Here is a 16040-nt window from a genome sequence, read left to right as displayed (position 1 = left end):
GAGGGGCTTTATGGCCACACTAGATAAAGATTTATTAGCAATTCAAGAAATGAGAGACGCCGTAAGACATGCCAATATTGCACAGGCTGCTTACATGCAGTTTTCACAGCAGCAAGTAGATAATATCGTCAAGGCTGTTGCGGATGCCGCTTTTAAAGAGGCAGAACGTTTGGCAAATATGGCCGTTCAGGAAACAGGGATGGGCATACCTAATCATAAAAAAATGAAAAATGAGGTAGCCTCTAGAGATGTCTATGAAGATATTAAAGATTTAAAGACTGTTGGTGTCGTTGGTTTCGATCGAATGAAGAAAGTGACAGAGATTGCTAGTCCGTTTGGAGTAATCGCGGGCATTGTACCAACAACAAATCCAACATCAACAGCAATCTTTAAAACACTTATCTCATTGAAAACTAGAAATGGTCTCGTACTAAGCCCACACCCATATGCGGTTAATTGTACAAAGGAAGCTTTAGAGATTTGTAGAGTAGCTGCAGAAAAAGCAGGAGCACCAGAAGGATTGCTACACTGTTTAACAATGTCTTCTATGGAGGCTACGCAGCAATTAATGAAGCATCCAGATATTCACTTAATTTTAGCGACTGGTGGCGGTGCGCTAGTAAAAGCTGCCTATAGTTCAGGCAAGCCAGCTTATGGTGTAGGACCAGGAAATGTTCCAGCTTACATTGAAAAATCGGCGAACATCTCCAAATCAGTTCGCCAGCTTGTACAAAGTAAGTCTTTTGATAACGGCACGATTTGTGCGACAGAGCAATCAATTATTGTAGATAAAGTCATTGCAGAGCAAGTTTTAACAGAGTTAAAGAAAAACAATGCGTATATTTTGAGTGATGAAGAGAAGGTAAAGATGGAGAAGCTAATTTCTCCTGTCCCAGGGAAAGTAAATCCTCAAATTGTAGGGAAATCAGCGGCATGCTTAGCAGATTCTGTAGGTATTACCGTGCCAGAAGATACGAAAGTACTCGTTGGTATGGAAACAATGATTGGCAAAAATATTCCATTCTCACTTGAAAAATTGTCACCGATATTTGCACTATACACAGTCGAGGACAGCACTGAGGCAAAACAAGTGATGATTGATTTACTAAACATTGGTGGACGCGGACATTCATGCTCGCTTCATACAGAGAATACAGCTTTAGCTGAGCAGTTTTCAATCGATTTACCAGTGTCCAGAATTGTTGTCAATACATTATCATCTATTGGCGCTGTTGGCGGAACTACTGGATTGGCACCATCCTTTACATTAGGATGTGGTACGTTTGGTGGCAATATTACGTCCGATAACATTACAGCGAGACATTTATTGAATATTAAACGTATGGCTTATGGCATTAAAGATGTAGAAGTGCCAAAACCAGAATTCTTAGTACAACCAGTAGTAGAGACTATTAAGGCACAAGATCCAACTTTGGATACAGCAGTAGTTCAACAAATTGTTGATCAAGTATTAAAACAAATCACATTACAAAATAAATAATTTGGAGGAATGACAAATGAGTACAGCATTAGGAATGGTAGAAACAAAAGGATTAGTAGGAGCAATTGAAGCAGCAGATGCAATGGTGAAAGCAGCTAGCGTTAATTTAGTAGGAAAAGTACATGTTGGTGGCGGTATTGTCACTGTATTAGTTCGTGGTGATGTAGGCGCAGTAAAAGCAGCTACTGATGCAGGAGCAGCAGCGGCACAACGTGTTGGAGAACTTCTATCAGTTCATGTAATCCCACGCCCACACCATGAATTAGAATTAATTTTACCAAAAGCAGAGGCTTAATTTTAATTATAGTCCAAACGAAGGCGACGGAAAGAAGAGCTGGAGTGACGGATAGAATCCAAAGCGACGGATAGAACATCATAAAGGGAAGGGCAGGATGTTACACATTGCGCCTCATCCTGCTTTATTCCCTATAAAAATATAGCTAAAAAGATATAGAGGGTGGCTAACTTGAATACAGCGACAAAAACATTTCCTGTGGCCATTTCAGCTCGTCATATACATGTTAGTGAAGAGGATTTACAGGCACTTTTTGGTCCAAATGCGATGCTAACGAAGGATTTTGATCTTTCACAGCCAGGACAGTTTGCAGCTAAAGAGCGTGTCTCTATTGAGGGACCAAAAGGTGTTCTTCACAATGTACGTGTATTAGGCCCTGTAAGAGCGGCAACACAGGTGGAAATTAGTCGAACAGATGCAATGAAATTAGGATTAACCCCTCCTTTGAGACAATCGGGTGATATCGAAAGTTCAGCTGGCATCAAATTAATCAATCAAGAACAAGAAATAATCATTAAGCAGGGTGTCATTATTGCACAGGCACATATTCATATGACGGAAGAAGATGCGTTAGCATTGGACGTACAAAATAATGAAATAGTATCTGTTGAAGTTGATAGTGAACGACCAGTGACGTTTCGTGGGGTTGTAGTTCGTGTGTCAAACGATTTTAGTTTAGAGATGCATATCGACACAGATGAAGCGAATGCGGGCTTTATTGAACAGCAAGCTCAAGGAAGAATAATCAGATCATTGACATAAGGAGGAGGTTAGATGCAGGAAAATTTAATCCAAAAAATTGTTGAAGAAGTATTACAGCAAGTTTTAAAAAATCAGCCTTCCTCTCAGCATGACGGAAAAATCCCTGTCGGTGTATCAGCGCGACATGTACATCTTGCTCAAACGGAAGTGGAGCAGCTTTTTGGTGAGAATTATCAATTAACACCGAAGTTTGAGCTTTCACAGCCAGGACAGTTTGCTGCTGAGGAAACAGTTGTTATTGCTGGTCCAAAGGGTTCCATTGAGCGGGTACGCATTTTAGGTCCAGCCCGTTCATTATCTCAAGTAGAAATTAGCTGGACAGACGCGATGAAATTAGGGGTTAAGCCCCCTTTAAGAGTATCTGGAGATATAAAAGGCTCTAGCCCCGTTACACTTATTGGTCCAAAGGGCAGCGTCGTGCTAAATGAGGGACTCATTATTGCACAAGCACATATTCATATGTCGCCGACTGACAGTGCTCGGTTCCAAGTAGTGGACGGACAATCGGTACAAATTAAAATAGAAGGTATAAGACCGATTATTTTATCAAATGTAATGATTCGGGTTTCAGAGCGTTATCGCTTGGAGATGCATATCGATACAGATGAGGCAAATGCAGGTTTAATCCAACAAGGCGCATTTGCAGAGATTGTCAATGCTCAAGCTAATGAACTAATGAATGTCAAAGAACTTCCGCCAGTCGTAAGTCAGGCTGAAAAACCAGTAAGCTATCAATTTGATAAGAAGTTACTTTCGCAAGTTGAAGTACTTGAAATAGAAGCGCAGGAAATTGTTGTTCCTAAAAAGACAATTGTGACAGCATTGGCTTATGACAAAATACGAGAGTTGAATAAGACGTTAACAATTCGCTCTTAGTAATTATAGTCCAAGTGGGATAAAGAGGTGAAGTTCATGCAGATAGGAAGAGTGATAGGTAGTGTATGGGCAACACGTAAAGAAGAAGGGTTGAATGGCTTAAAATTATTAATTATTCAACCAATCGATTCCAATCAACAGCCGATTCGTACAGAAATTGTAGCAGCTGACCGTATCGGGGCAGGAATCGGAGATGATGTGCTCGTTACAAGTGGTGGATCATCCCGATATATTATGAAAGAAAATCCGTTGCCTATCGATGCGGTCGTTATAGGTATTATTGATTCTACTGAAGTTATGCGAGGTGAGAATAATGAGTAGCGCAATTGGAATGATTGAGACAAAGGGATTAGTTGGTTCATATGAGGCGGCCGATGCAATGATAAAGTCTTCAGATGTAACCATTGTGAAACAGGAATTTGTTGATGGTGGCATCGTAACTGTAGTTGTCAAAGGTGATGTTGGTTCTGTCCAAGCAGCAGTTGAAGCTGGAAAAGCCGCTGCAATGCGCGTGGGAGAACTATTAGGTGCTCACGTAATTCCGAGACCAGATGAAGATGTTTTTCAAATGATTAAAGGACCAGAAACTCCAAAGAAAAAGCCAGCATCAGCTTCAACATCAACATCAACATCAACGCGAGTTAAAAAAACGACAGAAACAGCAGCTACTGAAAATCGAGGTGAGGCATAATGACATTTCGAAAAAGTAAAATTGCTGTAATCGGAGCTGGTCATACAGGTGCAACTTTAAGCTTATTTTTGGCACAAAAAGAGCTAGGCGATGTTGTGCTTCTAGATATTCCAGAAGCAGAAAATCCAACAAAGGGAAAGGCGTTGGATTTATTACAAACAGGACCAATCGAAAAGTTTAATGTTTCTATTAAAGGAACGAGCAATTATGAGGATATAGCTGGAGCAAATATTGTCATTATTACAGCTGGTATTCCCCGTAAACCAGGTATGAGTCGAGATGACTTAGTGACGACGAATGCAAAAATTATTCAACAAGTTTCTAGACAAATAAAACATTATGCTCCGAACAGCATAGTCCTTATATTAAGCAATCCAGTTGATGCCATGACCTATGTTTGTTATAAGGAAACAGGATTTCCGAAAAATCGTGTCATTGGTCAATCAGGTGTGTTAGATACAGCGCGTTTTAATACATTTGTAGCACAAGAACTGCAAATTGCACCAGAAGATGTGTCAGGATTCGTCTTAGGTGGACATGGCGACGAAATGGTCCCTTTAATTCGATATTCCTATGCTGGAGGGATCCCATTAGAAAAACTGATTCCTCAAGACAGACTACAGCAAATCGTAGAACGTACACGTAAAGGTGGCGGAGAAATTGTTGGTTTGTTAGGCAATGGAAGTGCTTATTATGCGCCAGCTGCTGCCTGTGCACAGATGGTCGAAATTATCATGAAAGATCAACGTAAAATAATTCCTTCTATCGCCCTATTAGAAGGTGAGTACGGGTACCACGAATTATTTTTAGGCGTACCGACAATATTAGGTGGCAATGGCATTGAATCAGTTATTGAATTGCACCTGACAAATGAAGAAAAAACGGCGCTCCATCAATCGGCAGAAGCCGTCAAACAAGTATTAACTATTTGTCAAAACATAGGGTAATCAGACTCTAGATAACAATAAAATATGTAGGATCCCCAACTAGATATTTGTTGTAATAAAATTTAGCTCTTTAAAATGTTTGATTGGAAACCGAACATATAACTTCTTTCAGCAGTAGTCTCCCACCTCTATAGGTGGTGAGATAAATGCAGTTTTAGTCACTTTTCAGCGAGTGTCCAAACATCCGCTGAAATAGAGGAACTCAGTCTAAGAACGCCACGTCCTGTGGCAACGACTGAGTGACCAACTTTGTGTTGGCCCAAAGCCTCCGGCGGATGTCACGGAAATCGGAAAGGAGTGCTTTGTGCAAGCACAAAGCCGATTCCGGACGCAATTATGCCGAGGCATAATTGATCTTGAAAGCTAGTAAAACTCCCCCGTATTTATATAAAAGTAGAAGCTCTCCTTGATCGTGAAAATGATGAGGAGAGCTTCTTTGGTATATACAATTCAAATTGAGAGCAATTAAAAATAGAGGTGAATGTTAGGCAAAACGGCTGGGCCACCGGAACACACGTAATGTAGTACCCATTAATATTCCTTCCTTTTATGTAAATATGGAATTAATGATAGTAATCCTAGGATAGCTAAACAAACTCCAATCCATAAGGGTGATACAAAGCCATATCCTTTACTAATTCCTAGAGCACCAAGCGATGAACCAATAGCAACACCGAGTGTAATAAAAGAGGTGTGAACAGTATTTATCATTGCCCCACTATTCGCTGTTTTCATTACTCTCGCAATCATAGCTGGATTCATCGCAACTCCCGTTAAACCGATAAAAATAGTACAGGTAACAGCAATATATTTATTTTCCGCTCCTAACGCAAATACAGACAATGCTACAATTAATAAAATCAATCCGCTCATTAGTATTTTCATTGTATAATTATCAGCGTACTTTCCAATTACTATATTCCCAACTACTGTCGCACTACCGTAGAGAGCAAGTAAATACGGAATACTTGCACTAGAAAATCCCGTAACATTTGTAAAGATAGGTGTGAAATAACTAAATGCTGCAAATGTACCACCGATGATAAACATGCTTGTTACATATGCTGCCCAAAGATGAATATTCTTAAAATGCAAAAGTTCGTCTTTCCAGTCTAATGGAGCTTTAATGGACGATGATGGTATCAACCATTGAATCATGACTGCTGATACTAGAACAAGAACGGAAACCGCCCCAAAACTAATACGCCAGCCAAAATATTGTGAGATAACAGTTGTTATAGGTAAACCTAAGACAGTTGAAAGCATTAAACCTGCAAGTACAATAGATGCAGCTTTTCCCCTTGAATTAGGGGGAACCAATGTTGCTGAAAATGATATGGCAACACCAAATGCTGAAGAAGAAGCAATGCCGGTAATAATGCGTGAAACCATCATAATATCATAGTTCCAAGCGATAGCTCCGAGCGACTGGCCGATTAAAAATACAAACATTAAAAATAATAATGCTTGCTTACTACGTATTCGTAGAAGAGTTGCAGTTAAAATAGGTCCACCTACCACCATTGCACCTGCATAAGCTGTAATTAAATACCCGATTGAAGATACAGAAACCTGAAATGCTAGAGCAAGTTCGTTCATCATACCTGCAACCATAAATTCAGATGTAGTCATACAAAAAATCGCTAAAGCTAATAAATAAATAATAGATGGCATAAAAACACTCCTAAATTTAATATTGTAACGATTGGTACAAAAATAGTGCTAAAAAAGAGCGCACTAAGCGCCAAAAATAGATTCTAATGTTCCTTTCATAATCTGCTCAGACAACAGCCGATTTTGCATCGAAACATTAAGAACACGGAACCCGTAATAACTACTTAAAAATAGACTAGCTAATTCCTCAGCTGTTTGCTTTTTTGAAATTTCGCCAGTTTGCAATCCTTCCTCCATTACTTTTTCAATAGCTTGTTTAAGAAGCTCGATATGCCGTGAGAAAATTTCTTGAACCATTACGTCATTTTTAGCTCTTTCTACACCGGCATTAATTAATAAACAACCATTTTGATCAATATTCTCAAAATCTTCTTTCAATGCCCACTCGAAAAGATTACTTAACCGATCTTTCAATGCAATTGGAGCATTTAATAATTCCTGCTGTGCCTTAATTCCAAATTCATGATAGCGTTCTAATACTTGTTTGTACAGTTCATGTTTACTACCAAAAGTATTATATAAGCTACCTTTTCCTAGCCCAGTATCATTGCATAAATCTTGTGTAGAACAGCCCTCATAACCTCTTTTCCAAAAGGTTTTCATGGCGACATCTACAATTGAGGAATACTCAAACTCTCGGGGTCTGCCTCGTTTAGTCAAATTTATCCTCCTCTCATTGACTAATAGCATATCTTTTTTGTACTAAACGGTCAATAAAATTTTTCAGTCAAAGAAAGTTAAAGATAAAGGTAGTAAAGCATAAGTCTTGATTGACTTTGCCCTAAGGGAAAGGTGTATAAATGAATTGTAGCAAGTAACAAATCTATAAGTGAGGTGGTTTTGTGCTAACAATTGGAGAATTCTCAAAGATATGTGGTGTCTCGACAAAAACACTTCGATATTATGATGAAATTGGATTAATTAACCCAGATGAGATTAATGCTGAAAGCGGTTATCGGTATTATTCCATCGAACAACTAAAAAGGATGCTCTATATTAATCGTTTAAAATCCTATCATTTTTCTCTTGAAGAAATTAAAACTATGCTGGATTTAGAAGAGCATCAATCTGAAGAAATGCTTTGTTCGGCGCTTAACCATAAGAGAAATGAGATGCAAGAAAAACTAAAGGCTTTTGAATATCTCGTAAAACAACTAAGTCATGATATTGCAAACTTAGAAAAAGGGACGCCAATCATGTCGTACCTTGACGATATCGAGGTACAGCTGGTTGAAACAAAGCCAATGAATATCCTTTATAAGCGACTGATGATGAATAGTGATGATTATGCATCAGGATATGGCAATTATTTTAGCAAGTTATATGAAAAGATTGCGAAGGAGAAGCTCACTTTACTTGGTCAGCCGATGACGATTTACCACAGCCCTGAATTTAATCCTACTGGTAATGATACTGAGTTCGCTATTCCAATAGCTGAGTTTGTCAAAGGAACGAGAGATTTGCCTGGTAGCCTCTGTGCTAAATCCGTTTTAAAGGGAGCTTATCCAGAATTAACTTCTGTCTATGCCAATTTGATAAAGTGGATTGAAAACGAGGGTTATGAATTAATATTGCCGCCATATGAAATATATGTAACAGACCCAAATCAAGCAAACTCCCCTGAGGATTATATTACTGAGGTATATTTTCCTGTAAAGAAAAAATGATAAAACTAACAATAGGAGGTTCTTATGCAAAGAACAATAGATTGGCAAACGGTAGAATCGGATAACGTAAATATGGACAGTAAAAAGCTTTCGGAGCTAGAGCAGACGATCATAAGTGAGTATAGCAATATAAATGGCATCGTTATTGTTAGAAATGGTTTTCTAGCATATGAAAAATATTTTAATGGCAAAGGTCCTGATGATAGTCATCATGTAGCATCTGTAACCAAAAGTGTACTCTCAGCACTTATTGGTATTGCTATCGATAAAGGATATATTAAAAGCGTTGAACAGAAGGTGTTGGATTTTTTCCCAGAATATATTCTAGATGCTAAAAAACGTGACATTACTTTACGTCATCTTCTTACGATGACGGTACCATATCCTTTTGAGGACTGGCATGAACCTTTAGATATACTGTGTCAGCAACAGGACTGGGTAAAGTATACGTTAGATATAATGGGTGAAAAAGGGGAAGTTGGCGCTTTTAAATACTCCACAGCTGGAGCACATTTATTATCAGCTATTATTACTCGAAGTACAGGGAAAAGTGCTCGAGCGTTCGCCAATGAACATTTATTTACACCGCTTGGCATGAAAGAAATTCCTGACTATCGAATGGATGCATATGGGTTTGATGATTTATTCGGGAAAAACGTGAAAGGATGGGTTCAGGATCCAAGGGGCAATTCGACGGGGGGATGGGGGCTAACTTTAACTACTCGTGATATGGCACGATTTGGCTACCTCTATTTAAACAAAGGCGTCTGGGGTAATAACGAGGTTCTTCCAGAGAGCTGGATCTGTGAATCAACAGAGTTGAACAATAACAATTACGGTTATTTATGGTGGCTACGACAAGAAGATGGACTTTCTACATATTCAGCAATTGGGGATGGAGGCAATATTATTTGTTGTATTCCAAAAATGAATATGGTTGTAGCAATTACTTCAGATTTCATGATGAACCCACGAGATCGATGGCCATTAATGAAAGAGTATATAATCCCAGCGGTACTATAATTTTTATGTGGTAAAAGAAACATTCTAAGAGGTATCCAAATAACAACTACTTATACCCGATCTTTAAAAGTAAATTTATCCTATCCGAACAGAAATGGAAGGCGGCTATAGTCAATTACATTCCTTAACTGGATAGGACCAATCTTATTGAAATGAACATTTTAGTCCTTTTTTCAGGTGCTTCTTTGAAACTACATCTCCAGATGGATAGTAGTTCAAAAAATCAATCTAAAAATGGACTATTTTTATTTTCTTTTAAATTATACTTTCATTAAGAATTTATAAAATAAAGTGAGGGAAAGAAATGGGTAGCTACTTAGGTGTCCTTATTGTCATTATTCTTCTTATGGTAAGGGAGAAACAAATTAGACCAACTCGAATGTGGATTACACCAATGTTGTTAATTTGGTTAGCGTGTACTTCTATTTTAAATTCAGATAAAATAACGCCAATAAGCTTTATTTTGTATTTCATTTGTTTAATAATTGGCATAGGTATAGGAATATGGAGAGGAAAACTAGAAAAAATTCGTGTTAATCATGAAAGAGGAATCGTAACTTCACAAAGTTCTGTCGCCGGAGTTATTGTATTTCTAGGTATTCTTCTTTTACGTCTACTTGCAGCAAAATGGGGAAAAGAGCATGCGATAATAGCATTAACGAATGCTCTTATGTTTATACCGCTTGGTAGTGTATGTGCTCGTCGGTATATAATTTATAGGAGATACAAACAACTTATAGGATGAAAAATATGAATTTAAAAAGTTTCTTTAACAATCACTTGCGAAGGGTTTTTATTAACTTCTTACTATTATTTTTTTTATTAACAAATATAAATACGGTTCCGGTATCAAACGTAATACTTGCCATAGTGATTTTCACACTGTATTCGGTTCTTCTATGGTTACCGAATACAGTGAGTAGTAAAACACGCATTTTTATGGGACTCTCGGTACTGATTTTAATAGCTTATTTCTGGGTAGGATTTGGACAGGAGCAGGCAGCAATTACCTTCATGTTTTTTCTTATAGGATATGGTACATTGCGACTACCCGATAAATTATCCCTTATTTTTGCTGCTATAGTGGTTGCTACAAACCTGATAATTTTACTCAAGTTCGAACATTGCACGATTGATGAACTATTTATATTTTTTATTATATATGCAGGAATGTTTGCAATTTTTTGGAGTGCTCGCATTAGACGCGAAGCAAATGAATTACGTGCTCATCACTTTCAAGAATTACAAGAAATTCATACCCAGTTAGAATCCGCACATAAAGAACTTCAACAAGCACATAAGGAGCTAGAAGATTCTACAGTCCAATCTTTACGCTATGCAGTGCTTGAAGAAAGAACCAGAATTGCTAGAGATATTCATGATAGTATTGGACATGGGCTTACCTCCATCATTGTTCAATTACAAGCGTTCCCTTATATAATGAAGGAAGATTCCTCAGAAGTTGATAATACGTTACAAACGATTTTAGAAATAACGCGTGGGTGTTTAACGGAAGTACGGTCAGTTGTACATCAAATGGCGATAGACGATGAAGGGATAGGTTTGATTGCTTTGCAAAGTCTCATCAAACAAGTTCAAGAGCATAGTGGGTTAAATATTAAATTCAAGATGACTGATGAAATTACAGAATGGAAACTGGAGACTTTTGAGCTGCTGTATCGAATTTTGCAAGAGGCATTGACGAATGTTATCCGCCATGCTGAGGCATCGAACGTTAAAGTAACAATTTATAATAATGAAGCAAATGTCATAATGAGCATAGAGGATAATGGGAATTTTACAGAACAAACAAAACTCATATATGGATTTGGATTGTCAGGGATAAAGGAACGATGTGAAAAAGCAGGTGGATCTTGTCTAATCCAATCACGTGCTCCTCATGGATTAGCTTTAATAGTAAAAGTACCAATTAATTATGCCCCGGCATAAGGCAAATGTTAAATAGCGGTATTTGAAAGGTGAAGCAATATGAAGAATAATCTAATTCGTGTAGCGATTGTGGATGATCAAATGTTAATACGGCATGGATTGAGCTACATAATAAAAGCTCAAGAAGATATGGAGGTTGTAGGTGAAGCAGCAAATGGGCATGAAGCTGTAAATCTAGTAAAGAGTACTGTTCCTCATGTTGTATTAATGGACGTTCAAATGCCAGAAAAGAGTGGTATTGAAGCAACTCGTGAGATTTTAACAGCATTTTCGGATATAAAAGTGGTTATACTTACAACGTTTGATTTAGAAGAATATGTTTATGATGGTATTCGTTCAGGTGCAGTAGGATATTTACTGAAAGACGCAACCCCAGATGAACTTATTGATGCAATAAGAGCCGCATACCGTGGAGAAGCAATTTTTCGTACTTCTATAGCTGCAAAGGTTATGGCCAAAGCGATTAAATCGGCGAATGAGGATGTTGAAACGAATAAAGCAAAAATAGAGATGTTTGAGATGTTCACCGAACGTGAGCTTGAAGTTCTCCAACAAATGGCGTTCGGATTAAAAAATGAAGAAATTTCCAAAGTGCTTCACATTAGTGAGAGTACAGTTAAGACGCATGTTCACCGTATTTTACAGAAAATTGGTGCAGAGGATCGAACGCAAGCTGTTGTATATGCTATTCGCAATAGAATAGTTTTGTAGATAAACTAAGGTTAAAGGTGTAACAAATTAAAAAATTGTGAACAACTACTATTACTATAAAAAATACTATAAAGTCCACAATATACAAAATTTTCGAAAATATGATAAACTAGTAGCGTGAAAAGGAGGATGAAGTATGACTGTACAACAATTTACAGACTATGTGAAAAAAATGCAACACTACGGAGAAGCATTAAGTGTGATTTATTGGGATATGCGTACGGGGGCACCTAAGAAAGGGTTAGCTCAACGTTCAGAGGTAGTTGGAACATTATCTGCTTCCCTATTTGACATGCAGACTAGTGAAGAGTTAGGGCAATTACTAACGGATCTAGAGGGACAAAAGTCAGATCTCGATTATGTCACGCTTCGTTTAGTAGAGGAAGTACGTAAAGAGTATGATCAAAATAAAAAAATTCCGGCTAATGAATATAAGGAATTCGTCATTCTACAATCTAAAGCGGAAACAGCATGGGAAGAAGCAAAGGCAACGAATAATTTTGCTTTGTTCTTACCTTTTTTAGAGGAAATTATAAGCTGGCAGAAGAAATTCATTCAATATTGGGGTATTAAAAACGGTTCTCCGTACAATACATTACTAGATTTATATGAACCGGATATGACGACTGATGTATTAGATCAAGTTTTTGGTGAATTACGTGAAACAATCGTTTCTCTTGTGCAAAAAATCGCAGCTTCACCAAATAAACCAGATACAAGCATATTATTTAAGCATTTCCCTCGTGAGTCACAGCGAGCATTATCATTAGAAATGTTAGCACAACTTGGCTATGATTTTGATGCAGGTCGCTTAGACGAAAGTGTACATCCATTTATGATTGGCTTAAATCATGGAGATAATCGTATTACAACGAAATATGATGAAAATGATTTCCGCTCAGCAATTTTCGGAACAATCCATGAGTGTGGACATGCCATGTATGAACAAAATATCGATGCGAAGCTTGATGGTTTACCGTTAGCAACAGGTACTTCCATGGGTATACACGAATCCCAATCTTTATTTTATGAAAATTTTGTTGGTAGAAACGAAAAGTTCTGGGAGCATAACTACGAGCGACTTCAAAAGTATTCACCTGAGCAATTTGGAGATGTAGCATTAGCTGATTTCCTGCGAGCTATTAATATGGTGGAGCCATCGTTTATTCGCATTGAAGCAGATGAGTTAACATACCCATTACATATTATGATTCGCTATGAAATTGAACGTGACCTTTTCAATGGCGATCTTCAAGCAAAGGATCTTCCACAAGTATGGAATGATAAATACGAGGAATATTTAGGCATTCGTCCTGAAACAGATGCAAAAGGGGTACTACAAGATATGCACTGGTCAGGGGGCATGTTTGGCTATTTCCCATCCTATGCTCTAGGAATGATTTACGCTGCACAATGGAAGCATGCAATGGATAAAGATATTCCAAACTTTGATGAGTTGTTAGAAAAAGGTGAGCTTCTTCCAATTCGAGAGTGGTTAACGGACAAAGTTCATCAATACGGTGCGCTGAAAAAGCCATTTGAATTGCTACAGAAAGCGACAGGGGAAGGCCTAAACGCCAAATATTTAGCAAACTATTTACAAGAAAAGTATACGAAGCTGTATCAGCTCTAAAGGAAAAAGCGATTTCTCAGCTAGAGAAATCGCTTTTTTATGATGATGCAAAAATTGTTACCAAAGCTTAAAGCCTTTAGAGCCAGGAGGAGAATTAGAAATAATATCGATAATTGGAATAGTATAAGCAAATAAAATTAATGCTACTAAAATAACAAGCCATACTTTGAAGTTCTCTAAGATAGCTGGAGTAGTACCACCGTTTTCATGTACTTCACCCACTGGGAATTCCTCTTCGCCTTTTGGAGCAAACCATGCTAATTTCACCACAATATAAAGTATCAGTAAGATAGCGATGAACAGGATTGTGCCACCAACAGCTTGAGCGATTTGATAAGGAATCCAATCATAAGCTTGTTGAGCACCGCCATACTCAGAATAATCGGATCGACGAGGTGCGCCGATCAGACCAGCGATATGCATAGCGGAAGACATAATCGTCATACCAGTAGCCCATAAAATAGCGGCAAAATTACCAAGATTGTTTAAAGATTTTGTCAGTGTACGACCTGTTAAATATGGTATTAACCAAAATGCCGCACCGAAATAAGTTAATACGGCTGTTGTTGCAATCGTTAAATGGAAATGCCCTGTAACCCAAATAGTATTGTGGATTAATTGGTTCATTTGGTAAGAAGCATTGATGATACCGCCTGCGCCACCAGGAATAAATGCTACCATACCGATAAATGGCACGAAGAAACGAGCATCTTTCCATGGTAATTTTTTAAACCAGCCGTAAAGCCCTTTGCCACCTAATTCACGACCACGTAATTCAAACATTGCAAACATCGAGAAGGCAGTCATTAAGGATGGTACGATTACGGCAAATGTTAAAACAACTTGTATGAATTTCCATGTGCCATCAATACCTGGCTCTGTTAATTGGTGATGGATCCCAACTGGTACAGAAAAAATTAAGAACAGCATAAATGACAGTCTTGCTAAAGAATCAGAGAAAATTTTTCCACCAATAACCTTCGGAATAATAACATACCAAATCATGTATGCTGGTAATAACCAGAAGTACACTAGAGCATGACCGAAATACCAGAATAATGTACGGGATAGTGCTACATCGACACGTTCGATAAAGCCTAAGGACCATGGAAGTAGCTGGAATAGAACAGAAGCAGCTACACCTAGAGTTGCTACGAACCACATTAAATTGTTGACAACAACCATAAATGACAGTAATGGGCTTCGTTGTCCGCTACCTTTGTTTTCTTTACGCCACTGTGCATATCGTAAAACTTGACCTGCGCCGCCAACCCAAGAACCAACAACGACTAAAGTAAGGCCGAAATAGAATATCCAGTGAGCTTTCAATGGGGCATAGAACGTATATAAAACAGATGCTTCATTAAGTAGAACCATTGTTGCAGCTGCTGCTGTACCGATAGTCATTAACCAGAAGCCAATCCAGCCTAGACGACGTTGACCATCTGAAAAAGTCCCTGACGTACGGCTAACGCTGGCAATTTGGAAACCAAAAATAAAGAAAGTTGTTAAAATAAGACCGAGTAAAACACCATGTACGGTTAAAACTTGATAGTAACCAATGCCTGCTGGTAATGTAAATTGTCCAGAACGAACGAAAACTTGTAATAAACCTGCAAGACCCCCTAATAACAATGCGATGAATGCCACGTAAATATGGGCCATTGCTAGCTTCGCATCACGACGATCCACTTTTGTCAAATTATTATTGAGACTCATTTGGCTTCACCACCTTTAGCTTAGAGTGCATCATCGTATGTCCTGTACCACAGTATTCATTACATACGATTAAAAACTCTCCTTCTTTATTTACTGTAGTTACATATTCAGAAACGTAACCTGGTTCAAGCATCATATTAATATTTGTACCTGCAACTTCAAAACCGTGCATTACATCTGCACTAGTTGCGATAAATTTCACCTTAGCTCCAAGTGGAACTTCAATTTCTGGAGGATTGTAATTAAATGCTGATGCTAAAACAACCACTTCATAATCCCAATCCTTACCTTCTACTTTATGAACACCAGGATTATCGAAGGGGGCAAACTCTGTTACTTTCTCATAATCTAGTGTTTTTTTACCATTGTTCGGATGTGAGCCTTGATGGAATGCACCGATGCCTAGAATGATAAGGAATGCTACTAAAGTAGCAACCCCAAACACAAGCCAATATTTTTCATACTTATGTAAGTGCATATGTCTCTGTCCTTTCTTAGTAGAATCAATTATGCCTCGGCATAATTGCATCTGGAATCGGCTTTGTACGTGCACAAAGAACTCCTTTCCGATTCCGTGACATCCGCCGGAGG

Annotated in this window: 17 protein-coding genes; 13 read left to right on the top strand and 4 right to left on the bottom strand. The window is 38.1% G+C overall.

What is annotated here, in order from left to right; genetic code table 11:
- Positions 1-10 precede the first annotated feature (10 nt).
- From AMS59_RS03905 to mdh, 7 genes are all read left to right on the top strand, one after another.
- A complete protein-coding gene (locus AMS59_RS03905; RefSeq protein WP_053482448.1) occupies positions 11-1501 on the top strand; it encodes an aldehyde dehydrogenase family protein in 1491 nt (496 codons plus the stop codon).
- A 16-nt stretch (positions 1502-1517) separates the two neighbouring features.
- Positions 1518-1796, top strand: a complete 279-nt coding sequence (locus tag AMS59_RS03900; RefSeq protein ID WP_053482447.1) for a BMC domain-containing protein — start codon at positions 1518-1520, stop codon at positions 1794-1796.
- A 171-nt stretch (positions 1797-1967) separates the two neighbouring features.
- On the top strand, positions 1968-2558 hold the full coding sequence (gene pduL, locus AMS59_RS03895; RefSeq protein ID WP_053482446.1) for a phosphate propanoyltransferase: 591 nt from the start codon (positions 1968-1970) through the stop codon (positions 2556-2558).
- 12 nt (positions 2559-2570) lie between these two features.
- A complete protein-coding gene (locus tag AMS59_RS03890) occupies positions 2571-3434 on the top strand; it encodes a phosphate propanoyltransferase (RefSeq protein ID WP_053482445.1) in 864 nt (287 codons plus the stop codon).
- A gap of 36 nt (positions 3435-3470) precedes the next feature.
- Positions 3471-3755: a EutN/CcmL family microcompartment protein gene (locus AMS59_RS03885; RefSeq protein ID WP_053482444.1), complete on the top strand. Its 285-nt coding sequence runs from the start codon at positions 3471-3473 to the stop codon at positions 3753-3755.
- A complete protein-coding gene (locus tag AMS59_RS03880) occupies positions 3748-4125 on the top strand; it encodes a BMC domain-containing protein (RefSeq protein ID WP_053482443.1) in 378 nt (125 codons plus the stop codon). The genes AMS59_RS03885 and AMS59_RS03880 overlap by 8 nt, the downstream gene beginning before the upstream one ends.
- Positions 4125-5072, top strand: coding sequence for a malate dehydrogenase (gene mdh, locus AMS59_RS03875; RefSeq protein ID WP_053482442.1), 948 nt, complete (start codon positions 4125-4127; stop codon positions 5070-5072). Before AMS59_RS03880 ends, mdh begins: the two co-directional genes overlap by 1 nt.
- A gap of 531 nt (positions 5073-5603) precedes the next feature.
- Here mdh and AMS59_RS03870 read toward each other — a convergent pair.
- Together AMS59_RS03870 and AMS59_RS03865 are read right to left on the bottom strand one after the other, a co-directional pair.
- The gene (locus AMS59_RS03870) at positions 5604-6746 is read right to left on the bottom strand and encodes an MFS transporter (RefSeq protein ID WP_053482441.1); all 1143 of its coding nucleotides are present in this window, start codon (positions 6744-6746) and stop codon (positions 5604-5606) included.
- A 63-nt stretch (positions 6747-6809) separates the two neighbouring features.
- Positions 6810-7406 (bottom strand): TetR/AcrR family transcriptional regulator, encoded by a 597-nt coding sequence (locus AMS59_RS03865; protein WP_053482440.1) that lies wholly within the window; start codon positions 7404-7406, stop codon positions 6810-6812.
- A gap of 182 nt (positions 7407-7588) precedes the next feature.
- On the opposite strand from AMS59_RS03865, the gene AMS59_RS03860 reads away from it, so the two are divergent.
- From AMS59_RS03860 to AMS59_RS03835, 6 genes are all read left to right on the top strand, one after another.
- Positions 7589-8413 carry a MerR family transcriptional regulator gene (locus AMS59_RS03860; protein WP_053482439.1) on the top strand — a complete coding sequence of 275 codons (825 nt, stop codon included), beginning with the start codon at positions 7589-7591 and terminating at the stop codon, positions 8411-8413.
- A gap of 24 nt (positions 8414-8437) precedes the next feature.
- Positions 8438-9436 (top strand): serine hydrolase, encoded by a 999-nt coding sequence (locus AMS59_RS03855; protein WP_053482438.1) that lies wholly within the window; start codon positions 8438-8440, stop codon positions 9434-9436.
- A gap of 304 nt (positions 9437-9740) precedes the next feature.
- Positions 9741-10181, top strand: coding sequence for a CcdC protein domain-containing protein (locus AMS59_RS03850; protein WP_053482437.1), 441 nt, complete (start codon positions 9741-9743; stop codon positions 10179-10181).
- A 5-nt stretch (positions 10182-10186) separates the two neighbouring features.
- The gene (locus AMS59_RS03845) at positions 10187-11386 is read left to right on the top strand and encodes a sensor histidine kinase (RefSeq protein ID WP_234007671.1); all 1200 of its coding nucleotides are present in this window, start codon (positions 10187-10189) and stop codon (positions 11384-11386) included.
- A gap of 39 nt (positions 11387-11425) precedes the next feature.
- Positions 11426-12097 carry a response regulator transcription factor gene (locus AMS59_RS03840; RefSeq protein WP_053482435.1) on the top strand — a complete coding sequence of 224 codons (672 nt, stop codon included), beginning with the start codon at positions 11426-11428 and terminating at the stop codon, positions 12095-12097.
- A gap of 136 nt (positions 12098-12233) precedes the next feature.
- Positions 12234-13730, top strand: coding sequence for a carboxypeptidase M32 (locus AMS59_RS03835; RefSeq protein WP_053482434.1), 1497 nt, complete (start codon positions 12234-12236; stop codon positions 13728-13730).
- Positions 13731-13787: 57 nt separating this feature from the next.
- Here the strand turns inward: AMS59_RS03835 and AMS59_RS03830 are convergent, their stop codons facing one another.
- Together AMS59_RS03830 and AMS59_RS03825 are read right to left on the bottom strand one after the other, a co-directional pair.
- Positions 13788-15449: a b(o/a)3-type cytochrome-c oxidase subunit 1 gene (locus AMS59_RS03830; protein ID WP_053482433.1), complete on the bottom strand. Its 1662-nt coding sequence runs from the start codon at positions 15447-15449 to the stop codon at positions 13788-13790.
- Positions 15436-15927: a cytochrome c oxidase subunit II gene (locus tag AMS59_RS03825; protein ID WP_053482432.1), complete on the bottom strand. Its 492-nt coding sequence runs from the start codon at positions 15925-15927 to the stop codon at positions 15436-15438. The genes AMS59_RS03830 and AMS59_RS03825 overlap by 14 nt, the downstream gene beginning before the upstream one ends.
- Positions 15928-16040 lie beyond the last annotated feature (113 nt).

The organism is Lysinibacillus sp. FJAT-14745 (assembly GCF_001275675.1).
GTDB lineage: Bacteria > Bacillota > Bacilli > Bacillales_A > Planococcaceae > Lysinibacillus.
The sequence above is the reverse complement of the archived record's forward strand: the minus strand, read 5'-3'. Positions and strand labels throughout refer to the sequence as shown.

Excerpts from the sequence above, each read along its gene's own strand:
- AMS59_RS03905 (WP_053482448.1), top strand. The coding sequence starts at position 11 with ATGGCCACACTAGATAAAGATTTATTAGCAATTCAAGAAATGAGAGAC.
- AMS59_RS03900 (WP_053482447.1), top strand. The coding sequence starts at position 1,518 with ATGAGTACAGCATTAGGAATGGTAGAAACAAAAGGATTAGTAGGAGCA.
- AMS59_RS03890 (WP_053482445.1), top strand. The coding sequence starts at position 2,571 with ATGCAGGAAAATTTAATCCAAAAAATTGTTGAAGAAGTATTACAGCAA.
- AMS59_RS03885 (WP_053482444.1), top strand. The coding sequence starts at position 3,471 with ATGCAGATAGGAAGAGTGATAGGTAGTGTATGGGCAACACGTAAAGAA.
- AMS59_RS03880 (WP_053482443.1), top strand. The coding sequence starts at position 3,748 with ATGAGTAGCGCAATTGGAATGATTGAGACAAAGGGATTAGTTGGTTCA.
- mdh (WP_053482442.1), top strand. The coding sequence starts at position 4,125 with ATGACATTTCGAAAAAGTAAAATTGCTGTAATCGGAGCTGGTCATACA.
- AMS59_RS03870 (WP_053482441.1), bottom strand. The coding sequence starts at position 6,746 with ATGCCATCTATTATTTATTTATTAGCTTTAGCGATTTTTTGTATGACT.
- AMS59_RS03855 (WP_053482438.1), top strand. The coding sequence starts at position 8,438 with ATGCAAAGAACAATAGATTGGCAAACGGTAGAATCGGATAACGTAAAT.
- AMS59_RS03850 (WP_053482437.1), top strand. The coding sequence starts at position 9,741 with ATGGGTAGCTACTTAGGTGTCCTTATTGTCATTATTCTTCTTATGGTA.
- AMS59_RS03845 (WP_234007671.1), top strand. The coding sequence starts at position 10,187 with ATGAATTTAAAAAGTTTCTTTAACAATCACTTGCGAAGGGTTTTTATT.
- AMS59_RS03840 (WP_053482435.1), top strand. The coding sequence starts at position 11,426 with ATGAAGAATAATCTAATTCGTGTAGCGATTGTGGATGATCAAATGTTA.
- AMS59_RS03835 (WP_053482434.1), top strand. The coding sequence starts at position 12,234 with ATGACTGTACAACAATTTACAGACTATGTGAAAAAAATGCAACACTAC.
- AMS59_RS03830 (WP_053482433.1), bottom strand. The coding sequence starts at position 15,449 with ATGAGTCTCAATAATAATTTGACAAAAGTGGATCGTCGTGATGCGAAG.
- AMS59_RS03825 (WP_053482432.1), bottom strand. The coding sequence starts at position 15,927 with ATGCACTTACATAAGTATGAAAAATATTGGCTTGTGTTTGGGGTTGCT.